General features: G+C 69.5%; 18 protein-coding genes and 2 pseudogenes. All 20 read right to left on the bottom strand.

The genetic code is table 11. The features are described from left to right. Positions 1-23 precede the first annotated feature (23 nt). Positions 24-1232 (bottom strand): annotated as a pseudogene (locus AC3A5K_RS02985) (chemotaxis protein CheA); the annotation flags it as partial. Between the two features lie 65 nt (positions 1233-1297). After that, positions 1298-2000: pseudogene (locus AC3A5K_RS02980) on the bottom strand (Hpt domain-containing protein); the annotation flags it as partial. 43 nt (positions 2001-2043) lie between these two features. After that, positions 2044-2409, bottom strand: a complete 366-nt coding sequence (locus AC3A5K_RS02975) for a response regulator (RefSeq protein WP_465074348.1) — start codon at positions 2407-2409, stop codon at positions 2044-2046. Further along, positions 2406-2732: an STAS domain-containing protein gene (locus tag AC3A5K_RS02970; RefSeq protein WP_487616010.1), complete on the bottom strand. Its 327-nt coding sequence runs from the start codon at positions 2730-2732 to the stop codon at positions 2406-2408. Before AC3A5K_RS02970 ends, AC3A5K_RS02975 begins: the two co-directional genes overlap by 4 nt. Positions 2733-2812: 80 nt before the next feature. Next, positions 2813-3625: a chemotaxis protein CheW gene (locus AC3A5K_RS02965; protein ID WP_487616009.1), complete on the bottom strand. Its 813-nt coding sequence runs from the start codon at positions 3623-3625 to the stop codon at positions 2813-2815. Continuing rightward, entirely contained in the window at positions 3622-4401 is a 780-nt protein-coding gene (locus AC3A5K_RS02960) for a ParA family protein (protein WP_487616008.1), read from the bottom strand. The genes AC3A5K_RS02965 and AC3A5K_RS02960 overlap by 4 nt, the downstream gene beginning before the upstream one ends. Then, positions 4401-5375 (bottom strand): flagellar motor protein MotD, encoded by a 975-nt coding sequence (motD, locus tag AC3A5K_RS02955; RefSeq protein WP_487616007.1) that lies wholly within the window; start codon positions 5373-5375, stop codon positions 4401-4403. Before motD ends, AC3A5K_RS02960 begins: the two co-directional genes overlap by 1 nt. Positions 5376-5381: 6 nt before the next feature. Continuing rightward, positions 5382-6122 carry a flagellar motor protein gene (locus AC3A5K_RS02950; RefSeq protein WP_487616006.1) on the bottom strand — a complete coding sequence of 247 codons (741 nt, stop codon included), beginning with the start codon at positions 6120-6122 and terminating at the stop codon, positions 5382-5384. A gap of 419 nt (positions 6123-6541) precedes the next feature. Then, a complete protein-coding gene (locus AC3A5K_RS02945; protein WP_487616005.1) occupies positions 6542-8485 on the bottom strand; it encodes a chemotaxis protein CheA in 1944 nt (647 codons plus the stop codon). Positions 8486-8674: 189 nt separating this feature from the next. Further along, the gene (locus AC3A5K_RS02940) at positions 8675-9277 is read right to left on the bottom strand and encodes a protein phosphatase CheZ (RefSeq protein ID WP_487616004.1); all 603 of its coding nucleotides are present in this window, start codon (positions 9275-9277) and stop codon (positions 8675-8677) included. Further along, on the bottom strand, positions 9274-9666 hold the full coding sequence (locus tag AC3A5K_RS02935; protein WP_487616003.1) for a chemotaxis response regulator CheY: 393 nt from the start codon (positions 9664-9666) through the stop codon (positions 9274-9276). Before AC3A5K_RS02935 ends, AC3A5K_RS02940 begins: the two co-directional genes overlap by 4 nt. 57 nt (positions 9667-9723) lie before the next feature. Then, positions 9724-10479, bottom strand: coding sequence for an RNA polymerase sigma factor FliA (locus AC3A5K_RS02930; RefSeq protein WP_487616002.1), 756 nt, complete (start codon positions 10477-10479; stop codon positions 9724-9726). Continuing rightward, positions 10476-11333, bottom strand: coding sequence for a P-loop NTPase (locus AC3A5K_RS02925; RefSeq protein WP_487616001.1), 858 nt, complete (start codon positions 11331-11333; stop codon positions 10476-10478). Before AC3A5K_RS02925 ends, AC3A5K_RS02930 begins: the two co-directional genes overlap by 4 nt. Beyond that, positions 11320-12828 carry a flagellar biosynthesis GTPase FlhF gene (flhF, locus tag AC3A5K_RS02920; RefSeq protein WP_487616000.1) on the bottom strand — a complete coding sequence of 503 codons (1509 nt, stop codon included), beginning with the start codon at positions 12826-12828 and terminating at the stop codon, positions 11320-11322. Before flhF ends, AC3A5K_RS02925 begins: the two co-directional genes overlap by 14 nt. A gap of 166 nt (positions 12829-12994) precedes the next feature. Beyond that, on the bottom strand, positions 12995-15067 hold the full coding sequence (gene flhA / locus AC3A5K_RS02915; protein WP_487616306.1) for a flagellar biosynthesis protein FlhA: 2073 nt from the start codon (positions 15065-15067) through the stop codon (positions 12995-12997). A gap of 8 nt (positions 15068-15075) precedes the next feature. After that, positions 15076-16212 carry a flagellar biosynthesis protein FlhB gene (gene flhB / locus AC3A5K_RS02910; RefSeq protein WP_487615999.1) on the bottom strand — a complete coding sequence of 379 codons (1137 nt, stop codon included), beginning with the start codon at positions 16210-16212 and terminating at the stop codon, positions 15076-15078. Positions 16213-16551: 339 nt separating this feature from the next. Then, positions 16552-17349 (bottom strand): flagellar biosynthetic protein FliR, encoded by a 798-nt coding sequence (fliR, locus tag AC3A5K_RS02905; protein ID WP_232118613.1) that lies wholly within the window; start codon positions 17347-17349, stop codon positions 16552-16554. Between the two features lie 28 nt (positions 17350-17377). Beyond that, positions 17378-17647: a flagellar biosynthetic protein FliQ gene (locus tag AC3A5K_RS02900; RefSeq protein WP_465074365.1), complete on the bottom strand. Its 270-nt coding sequence runs from the start codon at positions 17645-17647 to the stop codon at positions 17378-17380. A gap of 200 nt (positions 17648-17847) precedes the next feature. Beyond that, positions 17848-18564, bottom strand: a complete 717-nt coding sequence (fliP, locus tag AC3A5K_RS02895; protein WP_487616305.1) for a flagellar type III secretion system pore protein FliP — start codon at positions 18562-18564, stop codon at positions 17848-17850. A 62-nt stretch (positions 18565-18626) separates the two neighbouring features. Next, on the bottom strand, positions 18627-19010 hold the full coding sequence (gene fliO / locus AC3A5K_RS02890) for a flagellar biosynthetic protein FliO (RefSeq protein WP_487616304.1): 384 nt from the start codon (positions 19008-19010) through the stop codon (positions 18627-18629). Positions 19011-19131: the final 121 nt, after the last annotated feature.

Here is a 19131-nt window from a genome sequence, read left to right as displayed (position 1 = left end):
GTGAATTCCCGGCGTGGGCCGATTCAGGCCGCCTGCGGCACGCGCAGCGAGCGCACCAGACCGCCGACATCGACGATCAGGGCCACCCGGCCATCGCCGAGGATCGTGGCCCCCGACACGCCGTCCACGCGGCGGTAGTTGTTCTCGAGATTCTTGACCACGACCTGCTGCTGGCCCAGCAGCTCGTCGACTTCCAGCGCCAGCTTCTGGCCTTCGCCTTCGACCACCACCACCAGCGCGTCGTCGCGGCGGGCGTGGCCATAGCGGTAATAGCTGTTGAGCGAGACCAGCGGCAGGTACTCGCCGCGCACGCGCAGCACGCGGCCGTCGCCGGCCACGCTGCGCACATCCTCGGCCAGCGGCTGCAGGGCCTCGATCACGTGCGACAGCGGCAGGATCAGGGTTTCGTCGCCGACCGAGACGGTCATGCCGTCGAGGATCGCCAGCGTCAGCGGCAAGCGGATGACGACGCGGGTGCCCTTGCCGAGCGCGCTTTCCAGCTGCACTTCGCCGCCCAGCGCCTGGATGTTGCGGCGGACCACGTCCATGCCGACGCCACGGCCCGACAGATCGGTCACCGCATCGGCGGTGGAGAAGCCGGGCTGGAAGATCAGGTCCCACACCTGCGAATCGGTGGGTTTTTCCGGCACCGGAAGGCCGCGTTCCAGGGCCTTAGCGAGGATGCGTTCGCGGTCGAGGCCGCGGCCGTCGTCGGCGACTTCGATGACGATGTGGCCGCCCTGGTGCGAGGCGGCGAGGGTGATCGTGCCGGTGCCGTCCTTGCCCGCGGCGACGCGCGCATCGGGCAGTTCCAGACCGTGGTCGATCGAGTTGCGCACCAGGTGCACCAGCGGATCGGCGATCTTCTCGATCAGGCCTTTGTCGAGCTCGGTGCCTTCGCCCAGCGTGCGCAGGCGGACCTGCTTGCCGAGGCGCGCGGACAGGTCGCGCACCAGACGCGGGAAGCGACGGAACACCGCTTCGACCGGCAGCATGCGCACGCCGATCACGGCTTCCTGCAGATCGCGGGTATTGCGCTCCAAGAGGTCGAGACCTTCGAACAGGCGCTCGGCCACGGCCGGATCCAGATTGCCGCTGACCTGCTTGAGCATCGCCTGGGTGATGACCAGTTCGCCGACCAGATTGATCAGGCCGTCGATCTTGTCGGTGCTGACGCGGATCGAACTTTCGGCGGCATCCGTCGTGCCGCCGGACGCGGCCGGCGCCGCGGCGGTGAAACCGCCTTCGACGACGTTGTCGATGATCGCGTCGATGACTTCGACGGGCTCGGGCAGGATCGGCTGCACGTCGAGCTCGCAGTCGTCCTCGACCCAGGAGAAGGCCTCGTCGACGGCGGCGCGCGGCACGCTGCCGAGCAGGCCCAAGTCCCAGGCCAGATAGGCTTCCAGCGGATCGAGCTGGTCGAAGCCGGGCAGGCGCTCGGTGCGCACGGCGACTTCGAGCGGACCGAGACGGTCGAGCTCGCGGATGATGCGCAGCGGATCGTTGCCGCTCATGAACAGCGACGGCGCCGGGGTGAAGCCGATGCGCCAGCCCGCGGGCTCGGCTTCTGCCGTGACCGGCTTCGCGGCGACCGGTGCCGGCGCCTCGCTGCCGGCCAGCACGGCGTTGAGCCGCGCCTGCACCGCCTGCGAGGCCTGCGGATCGGCCGGATGGCCGGTCTCGGCTTCGGCGAGCAGGGCGCGCAGCACGTCGACCGAGGCGAGCATCGCGTCGATCGATGCGCCGGTGACCGCGCGCTTGCCGGCGCGCAGTTCGTCGAGCAGGGTTTCCAGCACGTGGGTCAGCGCGGCGACCGCGTCGAAACCGAACGTGGCCGCGCCGCCCTTGATCGAGTGCGCCGCGCGGAAGATCGAATTGATCAGCTCCGGATCGCGGTCGCCCTGTTCGAGCTGCAGCAGGCCCGCTTCCATCGCTTCCAGCCCCTCCCGGCTTTCTTCGAAGAAAGTGGCGTGAAAACGCTGCATGTCCATGCTCATGGGAACTCGGCCTGCGATCTGGATGCGGAAGGGCGGACGGGCGTCAGCCCAGGACCTTCTGGACGGTGGCGACCAGCTGATCCGGGTTGAACGGCTTGACCAGCCAGCCGGTCGCACCGGCGGCCTTGCCTTCAGCCTTCTTGTCGGCCGCCGACTCGGTGGTCAGCATCAGCATCGGAGTGAACTTGTAGTCCGGCAGGCCGCGCAGCGCACGGATCAGCGAGATGCCGTCCATGTTCGGCATGTTGACGTCGGTCACCACGGCGTTGAAGCGCTGGCCCTGGGCACGGCCCAGCGCGACCTGGCCGTCTTCGGCCTCGTCGACGTCGAAGCCGGCCGAAGTCAGGGCGAAGGACACCATCTGGCGCATCGAGGCCGAATCGTCTACTACAAGAATGCGTGCGCTCATGCGGCGTTCTCCACTGTGCTTGCGTCTGTTGCGTTTGAAGGATCGGAAGTATCGCCGTCGAGCCCCAGCGCGGCATCGAGGCCGAGCAGGCGGGTGGCATCGCGTAGTGCGTCGCTGCAGCCGCGCAGCTCGGTCTTGTGACCGGTGCCGTCGCGGCTGGCGAAGAACGCGCACAACACCTGCAGGCCGGCGGTATGCACCCGCCGCACCTCGGTGCCGTCGAGCACCACCGCATCGGCCTGCGTCAGGTACGGCGCGAGCCGTTCCTTCAGACCGGTACTGGTCTCGATGCCGAGGTCATCGCCTAGAGGCACGGTGTCCATCGCGTCTTCCACAAAAAGGGGGTTCGGACAGGAATAGCGGCAGCGCCCGGCGGTTCTTTAGCGCGGGCGCGCGCTCGCGGTCAGCGCGGCGGAAACAGCGGGATCGCCATCAGCCGGTTGGCGTCGAGCAGCAGCATCATCGCGCCGGCCAGGCGCGCGACGCCGCGGATGCGGTGGTCGCCGACCGGGGCCAGACGCGAGGTATGCGTGCCCTCGATCTGCGCATCGCCGATCAGTATCACGTCCTCGACCGCAGTCACCCGCAGTCCGAGCACATCGCCGGCATCCTCGAGCACGATGATCCGCGTCGATGCCGTTTCCGCCACCGCCTCGTCGCCCAGCTGCAGGCCGAGGTCGACCACCGGCACCACCTGGCCGCGCAGGTTCATCACCCCGGCCAGGCACGGCGCCGCGCCACGCAGCGCCAGCAAGGGCGCCGGCAGCACGACCTCGCGGATCTTCAGCAGCTCGATCGCATAGGTCTGCGCGCCGCAGCGCAGACGCAGCCAGCGCGCCATGCGATCGGCGGCGCGGCGCTGCTGCGGAGGCACGGTGGACAACGCGGATGCAGTGGCGGCCGTGCGCGGCGGCGCGGCGAAGGCGACCTTGGCGGACGCAGGCACGGGACTTGGCGGCCGGCTGGCAGGGGCCGGCGGCGGCGCAGGTGCCGGCACCGGTGCGGCCACTGCAGCCGCCGGTGCTGGCGCGACTGCGACCGGCGCAGCGGCCACGGGCGCGACGACGGCGCGCACGGGCGCAGGTGTCGCGATGGCAGGTGCTTCGACCAAGGCCGGCGGTGCTGCACGCGCAGCCGGGGGCTGCGCCGGCGCCGCATCGGTCGCCGTCGACAACAGCATGCCGAGGTAGTCGTCGACGACCCCGGCCGGCGTCATGCCGCCTGCTCCATGGCCTGGTCTTCGGCCAGCACCCAGTCCAGCGCACGCGTATACGCGGCCAGGGCCCGGCCGGGCGGATCGCCACTGAACACCTGGCAGGCCAGCGCATCGGCATTGCTGAGCTGGGTGTCGACCGGCACGGCTTCGCTCCAGATGCGGCCGGCGTACTCGCTCTGCAGCTGGGCCAGCGTGTCGCGGCCGATGCGCGTGCGGCGGTCGTACATCGTCGGGATGATCGACACCGGCAGCGGCCGCTGGCGCGAGCGCTCGACCATCTCGCCGGTGCGCACCATGCCGGCCAGCCCGTACAGCGCCAGCGGTTCGCACTGGGTGGGCACGATCAGGCGGTCGGCCGCGGCCAGCGCGTTGACCATCAGCAGGCCCAGCGTGGGCGGGCAGTCCAGCAGCACGGCGTCGTGACCGCCGGCGTGCCGGGTGATCGCCTGCGACAGCGCAAGGCCGAGGCCGGGCTGGGTCGCGCTGCGACGTTCCAGCGTGGCCAGCGCCGTTTGCGCACAGACGAAATCCAGACCCTCGGTCGGCGAGGGTTTCATCAGCGACGCCAGTGTCGGCGGCGGCGTGCCGAACAGGTCGACGACGCCCGGCGGTTGCGGGTCGCTCGGCACGCCGAACGCGCGCGTCAGCGATGCATGCGGGTCGAGATCGACCAGCAGCACACGCAAGCCGCGCGCGACCATCGCGCGTCCGAGGGCGAGCGAGGTCGTGGTCTTGCCCACGCCTCCCTTCTGGTTGGCGATCGCCCAGACGCGCATCAGCTGTCTCCTTGCGGGGGTGGGGGGGAAGCAGGGGGGCGGGGTGCGGCGACACCGGCCACCGCGGGCACGGGCGCGGCCGGATACGACGGCATCGGCGGTTCGGGCGACGGCTGCTGCGGACCGGGCGCGCCGGTATCGGGCGTGGCCAGCACCATCAGCACCACGCGCCGGTTGGCGTTGCGCCCGGCGTCGGTGTCGTTCTCGGCCTTGGGGCGATATTCGCCGTAGCCGACCATCACCAAACGCTCGGGCGCAAAGCGCTCACGCACGAACAGATGCACCACGCTCGCCGCACGTGCGGCCGACAGTTCCCAGTTCGACGGGAACTGCGCGGTCGCGATCGGGCGGTCGTCGGTGTACCCCTCGATCCGGATCGGATTGGGCAGGTCGCGCAGCACGCCGGCCAGGCGGCCCAGCAGTTCCTGCGCGCCGAAATCCAGACCGGCCGAGCCGCTCTGGAAGAGGATGTCGCTGTTGATCTCGACCTCGAGCCACAGATCCGAACGGCGCACCGTGATCAGCCGCGCGCGGACCATTTCCGACAGCGTGTCCTCGAGCTGCAGCGCGATCCGCGCCAGCTGCTCACGCGAGGCCGCAAGCGAGGCGGCGTCGGCACCGCCGTCGCCCATCCGGTCGGCGCGCATCTTCGATTCCAGCATCGGCGCCAGCGGCGAATCGAGCAGCGGCGCCTGGCTGGGGCCGCTGTGCGAGCCGCGCGGCGTCGGCATCGGCCGCCCCACCATGGCCTCGCTGCGCTGGTTGTCGCCCATCTGGATCGGCTCGATCGCGCGCGGCGGCGCGTTGAACGCGCTGGCCAGCGACGCCGCGACCGCGCGGTACTTGCCCTCGTTGAGCGAGGACACCGCGTACATCACCACGAAAAAGGCGAGCAGCAGCGTCACCAGGTCGCCGTAGGGAATGGCCCAGGCTTCGTGGTTGACGTGATCCTCGTGGGGCTTTTTGCGGGCCATGACAGGTCAGTGCAGGAAGCCGGCGAGCCGCGCCTCGATGTTGCGCGGATTCTCGCCCTGGGCGATCGCGATCAGCCCTTCGATCGCCAGCTCGCGCTCGCCGCTGCGGCGGCCGATCACGCTCTTGAGCTTGGCCGCCATCGGCAGGAAGAACAGGTTGGCCGAGGCGATGCCGTAGATCGTCGCGGTGAACGCGGCGGCGATGCCGACGCCGAGCTTGCTCGGATCGGCGAGGTTCTTCATCACCGCGATCAGACCCAGTACCGCGCCGACGATGCCGAGCGTCGGCGCATAGATGCCCATGCCCTCGAACACCTTGGCGGCGGCCAGATCATTGTGTTCCTCGCCCTGCAGGTCGATTTCCAGCATGTGCCGGATCGCCTCGGGCTCGACGCCGTCGACCAGCATCTGCAGGCCCTTCTTCAGGAACGGATCGGTCTGCGCCTCGACGTGGCTTTCCAGTCCCAGCAGCCCCTGCTTGCGCGATACGTTGCTCCACTCCAGCAGCTGCGCGATCAGCGCGGCGCGGTCGGAGACCGGCGGCTTGATCACCCAGCCGGCGATGTGCATCGCATGCTTGAACACCGGCGCCGGCGTGTGCAGCAGGATCGAGGCGACCGTGCCGACCATGACGATCAGGAAGGCGGCCGGCGACCACAGGGCACCGAGACCGGCGCCCTTGAGCACGCTGCCGCCCAACAGGGCGACCACGGCAAGCACGATTCCGGCGACGCTGAAAATATCCATGACGTTGGTATCGGCGGGGGGGGAGGGGACTTGAGGAAGGGCGGGGATTGGGGATTGGTGATTCGGGATTCGTGATTGGTGATTCGAAAGAGCAGCAGCCGTGCCGTTCCCGGGCGTTGCGAGCTTTCAGAATCGTGGGATGGACCCGTCATTCCCGCGCAGGCGGGGCTTTTAACAGCCGAACGGCTGGTCATCCATGGACGTCAATCCTCTTGGCGCCAACGTCCCTGGATCCCCGCCTGCGCGGGGATGACGGTGGATGACGGATCCGGGATCTGGCGAGGTCTGCCAGACCAGCCGTCCGCTTCCCTGAAGCCGGGGCAATGAGGAAGCAGCGGCTGTTCCGAATCACCGCTTTCAACGGACGCATGTCCGGTCATCACCAATCACGAATGACGAATGACGAATCACCCCCCCCATCACCGCTTCAACGCATCCACATCGAGAATCAGCGCCAGCCTGCCGTCGCCGATCAGCGTCGCGCCCGCATAACCGGGCAGGCCGCGCAGCGCACGCGGCAGCGGTTTGATGACGACTTCCTCGCGGCCGCGGACTTCGTCGACGACCAGGCCGAAGCGGCTGTCGCCGCGCTGCAGGACGACGATGGTCAGCAGGGTCGTGTCCTGCGCCGGCTGGCCCAGCCAGTGGCGCAGGTCGAGCAACGACAGCGTGTGCGACCGGCGGTCGAGTGCGGCGCGGCCGTCGAACCAGTTCACCGTGCGCGCAGGTGCGTGCAGCACTTCCTGCACGCGCGCCAGTGGCAGCGCGTAGCAGTCGTCGGCGGCGTGGACCAGCAGCGTCGGCAGGATGGCGAGCGTCAGCGGCACGCGCAGCGAGAAGCGGCTGCCGCGTCCCAGTTCCGACTGCACCTGGATCTGGCCACCGAGTTCGCGGATGCGCGACTGCACGACGTCCATGCCCACGCCACGGCCGGAGATGTCGCTGACCTCGTCGCGGGTGGAGAAGCCGGCGAGGAAGATCAGGTTGAGACATTCCTCGGCGTTGAGGCGCGCGGCGGATTCGGCGTCGATCAGGCCCTTGTCGCGGGCCTTGGCGCGCAGCCGTTCGGGATCGATGCCGGCGCCGTCGTCGTGGATCTCGATGCCGACGTAATCGCCCTGCTGCTGCGCGATCAGGCGCACGCGGCCGGCACGTGGCTTGCCGGTCGCCTCTCGTAAGGCGGGCATCTCGATGCCGTGGTCGATCGCATTGCGCACCAGATGAATCAGCGGATCGGCCAGTGCCTCGACGAGGTTGCGGTCGAGTTCGGTCTCCGCGCCGACGAGGTCGAGATCCACTTCCTTGTCGAGCGCGCGGGCGACGTCGCGGGCGAGCTTGGGAAAGCGCGAGAACACCTTGCCGACCGGCTGCATGCGCGTGCGCATGACGGCGCCCTGCAGACGCGCGGTGGCGTTGTCGAGCGTGGTGACCGCGCGGTCGAGATCCTCGTCGCGCAGCCGTGCGCGCAGGGTCTTCAGCCGGTTGCGCGCCAGCACGAGTTCGCCGACCAGGTCGACGATGACGTCGAGCCGCTTGGTGTCGACGCGCACGGTCTGTTCGCGTTCGGACGGCGCGGCGGATGTCTTCGGCGCTGCGGCGGGCGGTGCGGTGCGCGGCGCCGGTCGCGGAATGGCCGCCGGCGCGGGTGCCGCTGCAGCCGGCGCAGGTGTCTGCGTGCCCGGCGCGGCGCCGCCGTGCAACTGGTCGAGCAGGGCTTCGAATTCGTCGTCGTCGATCATGTCGGCGACGGGCTTGGCCGCGTTCCCTGCAGGCGCGGCCACGCCGGGCGCGGCGCCACCATGCAGCTGGTCGAGCAGGGCCTCGAACTCGTCGTCGTCGATCATCGCCGGCGCGGCAGTCGCCTGCGTGCCCGGCACCCCGTCACCATGCAACTGGTCGAGCAGGGCTTCGAATTCGTCGTCGGAAATCATGTCGTCGCCGGCAGCAGCGACCACGGGCGCGGCTGCACGCACCGGCGCCGCTGCAGGCGCATCGGCAGGCGCGAAGCCCGCGATCAGTTCGGCCGGCGCGCTCGGCACGGTGTCGTCGGTCTCGATCGCGTCGACCATCGCCTGCAGCCAGTCCAGCGACTGCTGCGCGGCGTCGAAATGGCGCGGCAGCAGCGCGGTCTGGCCGGCACGCACCATGCCCAGGGTTTCCTCGGCCGCGTGGCACAGCTCGACCAGCGGCGTCGCGCCGAGGAAGCCGGCGCCGCCCTTGAGCGTGTGGAATGCGCGGAAGACCGCGTTGAGACGCTCGCGGTCGTCGGGCGTCTGTTCCAGACCGACCAGCTGGCCGCCGAGGTCGTCGAGCAGTTCGCGGGCTTCGAGGACGAAGTCGGCAACGATGTCGGGCGACTGCATCAGCGTCGACCCGCGCCGGTGGACCGGGCGATCGCAGCGCCGCCGGTGCACACGTCCGCCCGTCCGGCAGCACAGGCGTGCGCGCGCAGCGGCGTGATCAGGCGTTCGTGTTTCGACATCAGCATTCCCGTTCCTGCCGCGCGCGCGAGGGGACGCGGCGCGGTCTGTTCCAACCGCGTGGTGAGATCTTCAGAGCCCCAGATGCGACAGCAGATCGTCCGCGTCGCTCTGGCCGACCGTGTTGCGGTCGAGGCCGGAAACCGACGGTCCGTTGCCGCGCTGGTTGTCTTCCTTCGGCGGCAGACCGAGGGCACCGAAGCCCTCGTGCACGCCGCGGACGATGCCGGCGACGCGGCGGATGATCTGGCCGCCGAGGTCCTGGTGGCTCTGCGCCAGCGCCATCTCGCGCAGGTTCTCGCGCAGCGATTCGACGGTGGCGATCTGGGTCTCGTCGAGCGGACCTTCCTTGAGCCGGGCGACGAGCGCGCGGCTTTCGTCGATCAGGTCCAGCGTGCGGTGTGTGGCCTGTTCGGTCATCTCGACCACGTGGTCCAGACGCGCGCAGGCATCATCCAGACCGCTGCCTTCGGCGGGCGTGGGCGGCAGGGTGTCCAGCGCCTGCGACAGTTCGCGGGCGAGCCGGCCGAGGCCGGTGACCAGGGTGCGCGCGCGCGCATTGGCCAGCGCGTCGACCTGCCGGCGCCAGCCGTCCTCGTCGCCGCGCTCCAGCGCTTCCAGCGCGTCGTGCAGCAGGTTGGCCAGACGGGTGCGTTCGATGTCGGGCGTCGTCATGCCGCGGTCCCCAGGCGCTCGAAGATCTTGCCGAGCTTCTCTTCCAGGGTCTGCGCGGTGAACGGCTTGATGATGTAGCCGTTCACGCCGTTCTGCGCGGCCTCGATGATCTGCTCGCGCTTGGCTTCGGCGGTCACCATCAGCACCGGCAACGCGCGGAACCTGGGATCGGCGCGGATCTCGCGCAGCAGCTCGATGCCGGTCATGCCGGGCATGTTCCAGTCGGTCACCACCAGCTCCACCGCATCCTGGCGCAGCACGGCCAGCGCACTGTGGCCGTCTTCCGCCTCGACCGTGTTGTTGAAGCCCAGATCGGACAGCAGGTTCTTGACGATCCGGCGCATCGTCGAGAAATCGTCGACGATCAGGATGCGGATGTTCTTGTTCAAAACGTGTTCCTCGAAAAAAGCGTGCTGCGATACGGGGTGGGGCACGGGCCCCGGAGGTCAGTCGTCGGCACCGAAGCCGGTGTCCGCAAGTTCGAAAGCGGTGAGGCGGCCGCGCAGGCGGACCACGGCCTGGCCATGGATCTGGCAGACGCGCGATTCGCTGACGCCGAGCACCGCGCCGATCTCCTTCAGATTCAGTTCCTGCTCGTAGTACAGCGACAGCACCAGCTGCTCGCGCTCGGGCAGGTGGCCGATCGCGCCCATCAGCTCGCGACCGAACTCGCCGCGCACCAGCGCTTCCTGCGGCGTCGGGCCGCCGCGACGGTTGACCGGCTCGACCTCGCCGTGGTCTTCGATGTGCGAATCCAGACTCAGCACCTGGCCGCGCGCGGCGTCTTCCAGCAGGCGCTGGTATTCGCCCAGCGGCAGGTCGAGTTTCGCTGCGACCTCGTGCGCGCTGGCGGCGCGGCCGGTGCTCTGTTCGATCTCGCGGATCGCGGCAGCGGCTTCGCGGGCGCGCCGGTGCACGGAGCGCGGCACCCAGTCGCCACGGCGGATCTCGTCGATCATCGAGCCGCGGATGCGGATCGAGGCATAGGTCTCGAACGACGCGCCCTGTTCGGCGTCGTAGCTGCGCGAGGCCTCGAACAGGCCGATCATGCCGGCCTGCACCAGATCGTCGATCTCGACGCTGGCCGGCAGTCGCGCGGCCAGGTGATGGGCGATGCGGCGGACCAGTTCGGCGTGCTGGACCAGCGGATCGACCGTGGCCGTGCGTTGCACCGCCTGGTACTGGCGAGCGGCGAGGTTCATGCGGTCGCTCCCTGGCGCAGCATGCGCTCGACGAAGAACTCGACGTGGCCGCGCGGCGCGGTCGGCGCCTGCCAGCGCGAGATGCGACGGGCGATCTCGATCAGCGCACGCGCGGACGGACTGCCGGGATAGGCCAGCACCACGGCCTGCTGGCGCTGCACGGCCATGCGCAGCCAGTCGCACTGCGGCACCGCGCCGAGGTAGTTCAGCGACACGTCGCCGATGAAGCGCTCGCACACGCGCGAAAGCTTCTCGTGCAGATTGCGGCCTTCCTGCGGGCTGCGGACCATGTTGGCCACCACCTGCACGCGGTCCACGCCGCGCTCGCGCGCCAGCACCTTGATCAGTGCGTAGGCGTCGGTGATCGAGGCGGGTTCGTCGCAGACCACGACGATCGCGTCCTGTGCGGCCTGGCAGAAGGTCAGCACCGAATCGGTGATGCCGGCGGCGGTATCGACGACCAGCAGGTCGAGCTCACGCTGCAGGTCGTTGAAGACGTTGACCAGACCGGCATGTTCGGCCGGACGCAGTTCGGCCATGTGCCGGCGGCCGGACGCCGCCGGGACCACCAGCACGCCGCCGGGTCCTTCGATGATCACTTCGTCGAGCGAGCAGCGGCCGGCGACCAGGTCGGCCAGCGTGCGCTGCGGCGACAGGCCCAGCAGCACGTCCACATTGGCCAGGCCCAGGTCGGCGTCCAGCAGCAGCGTGCGCTGGCCCATGCCCGACAGCGCGACCGACAGGTTGGCCGAGACGTTGGTCTTGCCCACGCCGCCCTTGCCACCGGTGACGGCGAGGGTGCGGACAGGCTGGAATGGGGTGGCGGACATCGGCAGGCGCTCAGGCGACGGCATGGTCGTGATTCCGGAATGCGTGCTCCGGGACAATCGGCTTATCGGCATCGCGGCGGAGATCTTCAAGGCGGAGCACCAGATGGGCGGCATTGGCCCGGTGCAGGTCTTCGGGAATGCGCTGGCCGTCGGTCACCCAGGTCAGCGGCAGCTGGTGGTCGACCGCCACCGACAGGGCGCTGCCCAGGCGGCCGGTTTCGTCCAGCTTGGTCAGCACCACGCCCTGCGGGCGGGCGTTCTCGAACCGGCGCACCACTTCGTCCAGGTCCGCGAAATGGGTGTTGGCCGGCAGCACCAGCAAGGTGCGCACCTGGCGCGCGGCACGCAGCCAGTTGAGCTGGCCGGCGAGGGCGCGGTCGCGCTGGCTTAGGCCGGCGGTGTCGACCAGCACCAGGCGGTAGTCCTGCAGCTTCTGCAGCAGCTGGATCAGGCCGGTCTCGCTGTCGGCCTCGTGCACGGCGATGCCGAGCTGGCGGCCGTAGCTGTGCAGCTGTTCGCGGCCGCCGACGCGCGAGGTGTCGGTGGTGATCAGGGCAACGTCGCGCGGCTGGTGCTGGGCGGCGTACAGCGCGGCCAGCTTGGCGATGGTGGTGGTCTTGCCGGCGCCGGTGGGACCGACGAGGGCGATCACGCCGGCTTCGGCCAGCGGGTCGATCGGGCAGATCGGCAGGCGCTTGGACAGCAGCGCCAGCATCAGGCCGCGGACGCGGGCATCCGGGGTGTCGGCGGGGATCTGCAGCACGGTGTCGCGGGTGATGCCTGCATCGAAGCCGTAGTCCTCCATCAGTTCCATCGCCTGGGCGCGCGCCGGCGAACCGCGCAGGCGCTCGTCGGTGAGGCGCGCCATCTCGCGCTCGATCATCGATCGCATCTGCGACAGCTCGTCGCGCATCTGCGCCAGTTCTCCGTCGCTGGCAGGCGCCTGCGGGGTCGGCACGGCGGCCAGAACGACGGGCGCGACCGGCGCAGGCACCGGCGGCGACGGAATCTCGTCGCGCACCGGCGGGGCGACCGCGACTTTTTCGACCTGCGGCGTGTCGTCGCGATGGCCGGCGGCCAGCAACTGGGCGAAGGTCGGGCCATCGATGTCGAAGGTCGCCGGCTCGGACGACGCACGGGCACGGGCGGCCAGCGCGGCGACCGCGGCATCGGGGGCTGCAGTCCGCGCAGGCGCTGCAGCACGCGCAGGTGCGGGTTCGGTCTGGGCGGCGGCATCGGCCTGCGGCGCGAGCTCACGCAGCCAGCGCTCGGACGGCGCCAGACCAGTTTCCATCGGACCGGCGGCCGCCGGCATCGCGGCCGAGGCCACAGGCGTCTCGCGCTGCGCGTCCTCGATGGCGCGCTGCACGTAGCCCTCGTCGTAATTGCTGGCAGCGACGATCTCCACGCCCTCGTCGATGCGACGGTTGGACAGGATCACGGCATCGGGACCATGCGCCTGGCGCACCAGCTGCAGGGCACTGCGCATGTCGGCGGCGACGAAGCGGCGGATTTTCATGAGCAGGGATTCGGAATTGGGGAATGGGGATTGGAAACAGCAGGCATCGGTGTCGGGGGTGTTGCGCGTGTGGTCTGTCTGGGTCTCATCGCTTGCATCGCACTCTCTCCGCGTTGGCGGGATCCGCTCTCACGAATCCCCACTCCCCAATCCCGCATCCCGGCTTTCAATTGATCGTGCCCAGCAACTTCAGGCGCTTGTCTTCCGGCACTTCGGTGTAGGACAGGACCGACAGCCCCGGCACGCTGTGCCGGACCAGACGCGCCAGCGCGGCGCGGACCTGTCCGGGCACCAGCACCACCGCCGGTTCGTTCCTGGCTTCCTGCTGGCTGGCACAGTCGGCGAGACTCTGCTGCAGGCGTTCGGCCAGGCCCGGTTCCAGTGCCGCACCGGCGCCCTGCGCGGAATCCTGCAAGACGCGTTCCAGATTCGGCGCCAGCGTGTAGACCGGCAATTCGGCCGAGGGGCCGGCGATTTCCTGGACGATGAAACGGCCGAGCGCGGTGCGCACGGCGGCGGTCAGCTGGGCCGGGTCCTGGGTGTGCGCGGCGTGCTCGACCAGCGCCTCGGCGATGCGGCGCAGCTGACGCACCGGAATGCGCTCGACCAGCAGGTTCTGCAGCACGCGCACCACGACCGCCAGCGGCAGCGCCTTCGGGGTGAGGTCTTCGGACAGCTTGGGTGCGCTGCGGGCGAGGGTGGCCAGCAGCTGCTGCACTTCCTCGTGGCCCAGCAGTTCGGGCGCCTGTTCGCGCACCAGGTGCGAGAGATGCGTGGCGACGACGGTGGCTGGATCGACCACGGTGTAGCCGGCGGCCTCGGCCTGGGCGCGGTGCAGCGGCAGGATCCACAGCGCGTCGAGTCCGAACGCCGGGTCCTTGCCGGGGATGCCCTCGATCGGATGCAAGGCGCCACCTGGATCGAGCGCCAGCAGGCGGTCGGGATGGACTTCGGCGGTCGCCACCGGCACGCCGTGCACCAGCAGGCGGTAGGCGGTGGGCGACAGCTCGAGGTTGTCGCGGATGTGCACCGGCGGAATGAGGAAGCCGACGTCCTGGGTGAGCTTGCGGCGCACGGCCTTGATGCGCGCCATCAGTTCGCCGCCCTGGGCCTTGTCGACCAGCGGGATCAGCCGGTAGCCGACTTCCAGCCCCAGCGGATCGACCGGGCGGAGATCGTCCCAGCCGAGTTCGGCATTCGCGGCCTGTTCCGGCGCGGGCAGCGCGCCGGCCTCGGGATCGGCTGCGACGCGTTCGGCTTCGAGGCTGCGCTTGCGCATCACCCAGGCGGCGTAACCGACGATCGCCGCCAGGCTGAGAAACGCGAAGTTCGGCATGCCCGGCACCAGACCGACGACCAGCAGGATGCTGGCGGCGATGGTCAGCGCCTTGTGCTGGCCGAACACCTGGCCGGTGACGGCGCCGCCCATGTCCTGGTTGCGCGAGGCGCGGGTGACCAGCAGCGCGACCGCCGATGAAACCAGCAGCGCCGGCAGCTGGGAGACCAGGCCGTCGCCGATCGACAGCAGGGTGTAGGTCGCGGCCGCTTCGCCCATCGGCATGCCGTGCTGCAGCACGCCGATCGCCAAGCCGCCGAAGATGGTGACGAACAGGATCAGGATGCCGGCGATCGCGTCGCCGCGGATGAACTTGCTGGCGCCGTCCATCGCGCCATAGAAGTCGGCTTCCTGGCGGACTTCCTCGCGACGGACCTTGGCCTCGTCGCGGGTGAGCATGCCGGCGTTGAGATCGGCGTCGATCGCCATCTGCTTGCCGGGCATGGCATCGAGGATGAAGCGCGCGGTCACTTCCGACACGCGGCCCGCACCCTTGGTGATCACCACGAAGTTGATGATGGTCAGGATGGCGAAGGCGACGATGCCGACCGCGAAGTTGCCGCCGACGACGAACTCGCCGAAAGATTCGATGACCTTGCCGGCTGCGCCCGGGCCGTCCTGGCCGTGCAGCAGGATCACGCGCGTGGATGCCACGTTGAGCGCCAGGCGCAGCATCGTGGTGACCAGCAGCACGATCGGGAAAATGCTGAAGTCCAGCGGGCGCTGGACGTAGATCACCGCGAGCAGCACGACCAGCGAGATCGCGATGTTGAAGCTGAAAAGAATGTCGAGGATCGTCGGCGGCAGCGGCACCACCACCATCGCCAGCAGGGCCAGCACCAGCAGGGGTGCTCCCAGGCCGTTGCGCAGCGCGTCGAAGACCCGCTTCGGGCCCGCCGCCATCACCGCACTCACCGGCGGCCTCCGGTGGTGTCGCCTTCATCGATGTCGAGATCGGCGAGCTGCGGCTGCGGCGTGCCCGCCCGCCAGCTGCGCAGCTGGTAGACGTAGGACAGCACCTGGGCGACGGCAGCGTAGAGCTTCACGGGGATTTCCTGGCCGATGTCCGCCTCCCGATACAAGACGCGTGCCAAAGGCGGCGCTTCGACCAGGGTGATGCGGTGCTGGGCGGCGAGTTCGCGGATGCGCAGGGCCAGTTCGTCGACGCCCTTGGCGACCACGCGCGGGGCGCGCATCGCGCCACCGTCGTACTTCAGCGCGACCGCGTAGTGGGTCGGATTGACCACGATCACGTCGGCGGTCGGCACGTCCTCCATCATCCGGCGCTGCGACATCTCCTGCTGCAGCTGGCGGATGCGGCCCTTGACCTCGGGCCGGCCTTCGCTCTCCTTCATTTCCTCGCGCATTTCCTGGCGCGTCATCTTCAGCTTCCGGCGCCAGTTCCACTTCTGGTAGGGCGCGTCCAGCAGGGCCAGCAGCAGCAGGGCGCCGGCCGTCGCCATCAGCATCCACAGCGCGAACTTCAGGCCACCGGCGGCGGCCTGCTCCAGCGGCTGGTTGATCATCGCGCGCAGCCGCGGCATCGCCGGCCACAGGAACAGCGCGGCCGCGCCGCCGACCAGCAGCACGCGCAGCAGCGATTTCAGCAGTTCGGCCAGACCCTCGGGGCCGTAGATGCGCTTCATGCCGGCCAGCGGATCGAGCTTCTTGAGGTCGGGCACCAGGCCCTTGCTGGAGAAGTTGAAACCGCCCATGACCGCCGGCGCCAAAAAGCAGGCCAGCAACGTGGCCACCATCAGCGGCGCCAGGATCCACAGGAAGCCGAGCATCAGCTCACCGGTGTGGCCGAACATCTTCTGCGGCGATTCCAGCAGTGCGACATCGGGCGTCAACGCCCCGCGCATCCAGTCCTTGGCGCGCGCGGTGATGCCGCCGCCCATCGCCAGCAGCGATGCGACACCGGCGCCGAACACAGCCACGGTTGCCAGTTCGCGCGAGCGGGGGACGTTGCCCTTCTCGCGTGCGTCCTGCAACCGTTTCTGACTGGGTTCTTCGGTCTTTTCCTGACCGTCTTCGTTCTCGGCCATTGCCGCGGGCCCGGTGGGAGATGCCCGGGCTGCTGCAAGCTGCGTGCCCGCGCGAATGCGGCGGGATGGCGCGCGATGGCGGCAGGTGTGGAAGCAGGTGTGGAGCGCGCTTGCGCGCGATGGCGGTCAGTCGCTTGCGCTTCTCGCGCAGTCACACGGATTCACGCGCAAGAAAAGGGGAGCGCCAAGAATGTCTATGCGCGCGATCGCACGCGTGCAGAAGCGGCGCAGGGCCTCAGCCCTGGCTCCGACGGATTTCAGGCCGAAACGCAACGGTGCAGACGGAACGCTTGTCGCGCAGCGCCCACCCACCGGCACCGAACCTGCCGAACAGCGGGCTCAACGCCCCAGCGGGACGCGCCCGGCGGCGTCGAACGCGGCGTCGTAGAGACGCTGCACCGGCGGACCGAGTTCGCCGGCCAGCATCGCAATCAGGAACAGGCCGACCAGCACCGAGATCGGCAGGCCGAGCTGGATGGGATTGAGCGCCGGCGCCGCGCGCGACAGCACGCCGAACGCCAGGTTCACCGCCAGCAGCGCGACCATCACCGGCAGCGCCAGGGTCACGCCGCCGCGCAGCACCACGGAGAAGAATTCCGGCGCGATGCGGAGCGTCGCTTCGACATCGGGCAGCGCGGTCCCGATCGGCAGCGCCTCGTAGCTGTGCACCAGCAGCGCGACCATCGCCAGGTGCCCGTTGGCGGCGAAGAACAGCAGACCGAAGGCGAGATAGAACCACTGGCCGACGACGCCGGACTGCACACCGCGCAGCGGATCGCTCATCTGCGCGAACGACAGGCCGGAGCCCTGCGAGATCAGTTCACCCGCCAGCGCGCCGGCTTCGAACACCAGGCGCAGCATGAAGCCCATGGCCACGCCGACCGCGAGTTCGCGTGCGATCGACAGCACGGTCGCGGCGTCGAAACCGGTCCATGCCGGCGGCGCAGGCAGCAGCGGCGCCAGCGCCAGGCTCAGCGCGAGCGCGGCGATCACCCGGATGCGTGCAGGCAGGGCGCGCGTGCCGATCAACGGCATCGCCATCAGCAGCGCGCCGACGCGCAGCGCGGTCCACAACAGCGTGCCGATCATGCCGAAGGCCTGCTGGCCGTCGAGCGCCATCTGCGTGGCGGCATCCATCAGCGGTAGCCTCCACGCGCGCGCATGCTCAGCCGATCAGGTGCGGGATGCTGCGGAACAGCGTGGTCGTGTAGTCGACCAGATACGACAGCAGCATCGCGCCCAGCGCGAACAGCGCGGCGGTCAGCGCGGCGGCCTTGGCGACGAAGGCGATCGTCGGCTCGTTGATCTGGGTCGCGGCCTGCACGATGCCGACGACGACACCGACCACGAGCACGGTCACCAGCAGCGGGCCACCGACCCACAACGCGACTTCAAGGCCACGGCGCAGTTCGGTGAGGGCGGTTTCTGGGGACATGGGGGGAGGGCCGGGATTGGGGATTCGTGATTGGTGATTCGGAAGAGCGGGCTTTGCGAAAGATCGAGGTAGCCGATTTTTTTCAGGCCGTCATTCCCGCGAAGGCGGGAATGACGGTGCAGTTGCTGGTGCTGGTGCTCTTTCGAATCCCCAATCCCGGCTTTCAACGGACGAATGTCCGGTCATCCCCAATCCCGGCTTCAAACGTTGAAACTGGCCGCCAACGTGCCCACCGTCAGCACCCAGCCGTCGACCAGGACGAACAGCAGGATCTTGAACGGCGCGGAGACCAGCATCGGCGAGAGCATCATCATGCCCATCGACATCAGCACGCTGGCCACGACCAGGTCGATGATGATGAAAGGAATGAAGATCAGGAATCCGATCTCGAAGGCGGTCTTCAGTTCGCTGGTGACGAACGAGGCCACCAGCACCTGGAACGGCACGTCGTCCGGACCGGCATAGGTCGAGTGCCCGGCGAGACCGGCGAAGGTCATCAGGTCCGTCTCGCGCACCTGGGCCAGCATGAAGCCGCGCAGCGGGGCGGTCCCGAGATCCCAGGCGGTGCGGAAGTCGATGCGGCCGTCGAGGTAGGGGCCGAAGCCGTTGTTCCACGCGGCTTCCCACACGGGCGTCATCACCAGCGCGGTCAGGAACAGCGCGAGGCCGACCAGTACCTGGTTCGACGGGGTCTGTCCTGTGCCCAGCGCCTGCCGCAGCAGGGCCAGCACGACGATGATCCGGGTGAACGCGGTCAGCACCAGCAGCATCGACGGGATCAGCGTGATCGCCGTCATCAGCAGCAACGTCTGCAGCGGCAGGCTGACCGGCGCATTGCCGATCTGGCCCACGGTGACGTCGGGCAGCGCCGGCAGCTGCGGCGCGCCGGCGGCGGCCAGGGCCAGCGTCGGCAGCATCAGGCCGAGCGCGAACGCGGCGAGGGCGAGCCAGCGCTGCGGGCGGAGACGGCGGTGCATGATCAGGTGTCCTTGCGCAGGCGTTGCGCGAGCAGCTGTTTGAAATCGGGCAGGTTCTTGAGCGTGGGCATCTGCGCGGGCGCGGCTTCGGGCAGGGGCTGCGGCAGCACATGCAACGTCCGTACCCCGCCGGCGCCGATACCCAGCAGCAGCTGTTCGCCGCCGACCTGCACCACCGCCGCCCGTTCCTTGGCGCCCAGCGAAATGCTGGCGACCACGCGCAGGCCGTCGGCCTGGCGGAAGCCGCTGCCCGGCAGGCGCTTGAGCAGCCAGGCCAGGCCGAGGATCAGGCCCAGCACCAGCACCAGCGCGAGGAACGCGCCGCCGAGGCCCGGACCCTGCGGCGCATGCGCGCCGATCTGCATCGGTGTCGTCGGCTGGACCATCAGTGGAATCGCGCGCACAGGCGCGCTGGTCGTGGCGATGACCGCGGAAAAATCGGTGGTGTCGGCAGCCGCAGCGGCCATCACGGTGTCCATGGCGCCGGGCGCCGCGTCGGATGCGTCC

The sequence above is a fragment of the Luteimonas sp. Soil_C_5 genome (genome assembly GCF_057656615.1).
Note: the sequence above shows the minus strand (reverse complement) of the source record. Positions and strands in the feature narration are given on the sequence as shown.

Coding starts and splice junctions, on each gene's coding strand:
- AC3A5K_RS02975 (WP_465074348.1), bottom strand. CDS start 2,409: ATGAGCGCACGCATTCTTGTAGTAGACGATTCGGCCTCGATGCGCCAG.
- AC3A5K_RS02970 (WP_487616010.1), bottom strand. CDS start 2,732: ATGGACACCGTGCCTCTAGGCGATGACCTCGGCATCGAGACCAGTACC.
- AC3A5K_RS02965 (WP_487616009.1), bottom strand. CDS start 3,625: ATGACGCCGGCCGGGGTCGTCGACGACTACCTCGGCATGCTGTTGTCG.
- AC3A5K_RS02960 (WP_487616008.1), bottom strand. CDS start 4,401: ATGCGCGTCTGGGCGATCGCCAACCAGAAGGGAGGCGTGGGCAAGACC.
- motD (WP_487616007.1), bottom strand. CDS start 5,375: ATGGCCCGCAAAAAGCCCCACGAGGATCACGTCAACCACGAAGCCTGG.
- AC3A5K_RS02950 (WP_487616006.1), bottom strand. CDS start 6,122: ATGGATATTTTCAGCGTCGCCGGAATCGTGCTTGCCGTGGTCGCCCTG.
- AC3A5K_RS02945 (WP_487616005.1), bottom strand. CDS start 8,485: ATGCAGTCGCCCGACATCGTTGCCGACTTCGTCCTCGAAGCCCGCGAA.
- AC3A5K_RS02940 (WP_487616004.1), bottom strand. CDS start 9,277: ATGACGACGCCCGACATCGAACGCACCCGTCTGGCCAACCTGCTGCAC.
- AC3A5K_RS02930 (WP_487616002.1), bottom strand. CDS start 10,479: ATGAACCTCGCCGCTCGCCAGTACCAGGCGGTGCAACGCACGGCCACG.
- AC3A5K_RS02925 (WP_487616001.1), bottom strand. CDS start 11,333: ATGCCGTCGCCTGAGCGCCTGCCGATGTCCGCCACCCCATTCCAGCCT.
- flhF (WP_487616000.1), bottom strand. CDS start 12,828: ATGAAAATCCGCCGCTTCGTCGCCGCCGACATGCGCAGTGCCCTGCAG.
- flhA (WP_487616306.1), bottom strand. CDS start 15,067: ATGGCGGCGGGCCCGAAGCGGGTCTTCGACGCGCTGCGCAACGGCCTG.
- flhB (WP_487615999.1), bottom strand. CDS start 16,212: ATGGCCGAGAACGAAGACGGTCAGGAAAAGACCGAAGAACCCAGTCAG.
- fliR (WP_232118613.1), bottom strand. CDS start 17,349: ATGGATGCCGCCACGCAGATGGCGCTCGACGGCCAGCAGGCCTTCGGC.
- AC3A5K_RS02900 (WP_465074365.1), bottom strand. CDS start 17,647: ATGTCCCCAGAAACCGCCCTCACCGAACTGCGCCGTGGCCTTGAAGTC.
- fliP (WP_487616305.1), bottom strand. CDS start 18,564: ATGCTGCCGACGCTGGCCCTGGCCGCCGCCGGCGCGCCGCAGCTGCCG.
- fliO (WP_487616304.1), bottom strand. CDS start 19,010: ATGGTCCAGCCGACGACACCGATGCAGATCGGCGCGCATGCGCCGCAG.